This window comes from Kineococcus indalonis, assembly GCF_009906395.1.
GTDB classification, from domain to species: Bacteria; Actinomycetota; Actinomycetes; order Actinomycetales; family Kineococcaceae; genus Kineococcus; species Kineococcus indalonis.
On sequence record NZ_JAAALM010000491.1, the window covers coordinates 1 to 3,062 of the forward strand.

Annotated in this window: 3 protein-coding genes; all 3 read left to right on the top strand. The window is 79.2% G+C overall.

Annotated elements, in window-relative coordinates; all coding sequences use genetic code 11:
- The coding region (locus GTR00_RS17910; protein ID WP_166612937.1) for a C40 family peptidase at nt 1–312 on the top strand (312 nt) is incomplete at its 5' end.
- 451 nt (nt 313–763) lie between these two features.
- Nucleotides 764–1,258, top strand: a complete 495-nt coding sequence (locus GTR00_RS17915) for an HNH endonuclease (protein WP_166612938.1) — start codon at nt 764–766, stop codon at nt 1,256–1,258.
- 68 nt (nt 1,259–1,326) lie between these two features.
- Nucleotides 1,327–3,062 (top strand): ABC transporter ATP-binding protein (locus GTR00_RS17920; RefSeq protein WP_166612939.1); only part of this gene is annotated, 1,736 nt, incomplete at its 3' end.

Consider the following 3,062-nt stretch of genomic DNA (forward strand, 5'->3'; position numbering starts at 1 on the left):
CCCTACGTCTACGGCGGCACCACCCCGGCCGGCTTCGACTGCTCCGGCTACACCAGCTACGTCATGCGCCAGGTGGGCGTCTCCCTGCCCCGCACGGCCAACGCGCAGCTCGGCGCCAGCCAGCGCATCTCCCGCGCCCAGGCCGTCCCCGGCGACCTGGTCTTCTTCACCGACGGCGGCCGCGCCTACCACGTGGGCATCTTCGCCGGCGGCAACCAGATGTGGGACGCCCCGCGCGCCGGCAAGCCCGTGCAGCTGCGCTCCATCTGGAGCAGCGCGGTCACCTTCGGCCGCGTGGCGCCCGTCGCCTGACGCGACCCACCAGCACGCACCGCGGCACCGCCGCGGCACCGCGGGCCCGGCACCTCGGGGGTGCCGGGCCCGTCGTCGTCCCCGCCCGGGCGGCGCGCTGCTGGGCGTGCGCGGGGCCCGGTGCGCGGGGCCCGGTGCGCGGGGCCCGGCGTGTCACGCTCGCGTCACGTCCGGCGCCCCCGGCGCCAAAGACGTGTCCCCCCGCGCCCGCGCGACGTACAGTGCCGTCACGACGACGGGAGGAGGGGAGCGACGTGTCCAGCCGCGCGCGCCAGGGGCGCTCCCGCTCCACCACACCCGGCCCGGCCCTGCCCCCGATGACAGTGGGGGTACCCGCGGTGCGCCGGTGCGCGCACGTGCGCCAGCACGTGCATCCCGCCGCGCACGTCGTCGCTCCCAGAGGCGCCGTCCCCACCGGGGACGGCGCCTCTCGTCGTCCGTGGAGGTGGTTGTGCGAACCCTCGTGCTGAACGCCGGCTACGAACCGCTCGCGGTGGTGTCCTTCCGCCGCGCGCTCGTCCTGGTCCTGGCGGGGAAGGCGTCGATCGTGCTGGCCGACGCAGATCCCGTCGTGGGCGCCACGGTGAGCCTGGAACGCCCCTCGGTGATCCTGCTGACCCGCTACGTGCGGGTGCCGCGGGGCACCGTGGTGCCGGTCAGCCGCCGGGGCGTGCTGCGCCGCGACCACCAGCGCTGCGCGTACTGCCGCGGCCACGCCACGACCGTGGACCACGTGCTGCCGCGCAGCCGCCGCGGGCCGGACACGTGGGAGAACCTCGTGGCCTGCTGCGTGCGCTGCAACAACGCCAAGGGCGACCGCACCCCGGAGGAGATGGGCTGGTCGCTGCCGTTCCGCCCGACCGCGCCGCGGGGGGCGTCGTGGGCGGTGCGCGGCGCGGAGCAGGCCGACCCGCGCTGGGACGAGTACCTGGCCCAGGCCGCCTGACGGGCGCGGCGCGCGGGCGGGCGGAAAAGGGGAGGAGGCGCACCGCGCGGCGTCGCTAGCGTCGGACGGTGAGCACCCCCCAGCAGGCCCCGCCGCAGCGCGCGGGGGACCGCGGCGCCCCCGGGCGCGCGGTCCCGCCGCCGGCCGGCCGCACCCTCACCGCCGCCCGGCTCGCCGGGCCCGGCGCGGTGGTCGCGGGCGTGCTGGCGGTGCTGGCCGCCGTCGGCGAGACGCTGGGCACGGTCGTCACCGGCCGCCTGGCCGACGAGCCGAGCCCGGCGCTGGTGGTGGCCCTGGCGGTGCTGCTGGTGGGCGCCGGGGTGCTGGACACCGCCGGCCGCGCGGTGTTCGCCACCCGCGTGGGGCGCGCGGAGGGCCGGTTGCGCGCGGACCTGCTGGACGCGGCGCTGGCGCAGCCGCTGCCGGTGCTGGCCGAGCAGGCCGTCGGGGAGGTCATCGACCGCGTCGACGACGACCCGCGCCAGCTGGCGCGGCTGCTGCGCGAGACCGGGTGGCGGCTGGCGCGCGCGCTGCTGCGCTCGTCGCTGGCGTGGGTGGTGGCCGGGCTGACGTGGTGGCCGGCGTGGATCGCGTTCCCCCTGGCGGCGGCCGCCGCGCTGCTGGTGGCGCGGCCGCTGACGCGGGAGGTCGCCCGCCGCAAGGTCGTCGAGGAGGTCGCCTGGACGGACCACGCCGCGCAGCTGGAGGAGGCCGTCGCCGGGCGCGACGACGTGCGCTCCAGCCTGGGGCGCGCGCACGTGCTGCGCCGCTGCGCGGAGGGGTCCGCGGCGGTGCTGCGGGCGGTGTGGGCCACGAGCCGGGCGGCCTCCGCGGTGGGGCTGCGCACCGCGCTGGTGCTGTCCTCGCTGCTGGTGGTGCTGGCGGTGGGCGGTGTGGCGCTGGTGCTGCGCGGTGAGCTGGGCGTGGCGGCGCTGGTGACGACGTGGCTGCTGCTGGCGGGCTTCGTCGGCGACCTCACCGAGGTCGCCGACCGGCTGCCGGAGGTGCAGGCGGGGCTGGGGGCGCTGCAGCGCACGCGGGCGCTGCTGACGGCGCCGCCGGAGCCGGCCGGCGGCGACCCGCTGCCGGCGGGGCCGCTGCCGCTGCGGGTGCGCGGGCTGGACTTCTCCTACCCGGGCGGGGGCTTCGCGCTGCGCGGCGTGGACCTGCACGTGCCCGCGGGCACGACGTGCGCGCTGGTGGGGCGCAGCGGCTCGGGCAAGTCGACGCTGGCGGCGCTGTTCTCCCGCGCGGTGGAGCCGCCGCGCGGCGCGGTGCTCGTCGGCGGTCGCGACGTGCGCGAGCTGGACCTGCAGGCCCTGCGCCGGGCGGTCGGCGTGGTCACCCAGCGCACGGAGCTGCTGGCCGCGACGCTGGCGGAGAACATCGCCCTGGGCGGCGGGGCGCCGCGCGCGGCGGTGGAGGAGGCGGTGGACGCGCTGGGGCTGGGCGCGTGGGTGCGCTCCCTGCCCGAGGGCCTGGACACCCCGCTGGGCCCGGGCGGCACGACGCTGTCGGCGGGGGAGGAGCAGCTGGTGGCGTTCGCGCGCCTGCTGGTGCGCGACGTGCGGGTGGTCGTGCTGGACGAGGCCACCGCGCGGATGGACCCGGTCACCGAGCAGCGCGTCACCGCGGCCGCCGAGCGGCTGCTGGCCGGGCGCACGGGGCTGCTGATCGCGCACCGGCTGAGCACCACCCGCCGCGCGGACGCGGTGGCCGTCCTGGACGGCGGGCGCCTGGTGCAGCACGGCCCGCGCGCGCGGCTGGCCGCCACCGCGGGGCCGTTCGCGCAGCTGCTGGCGGT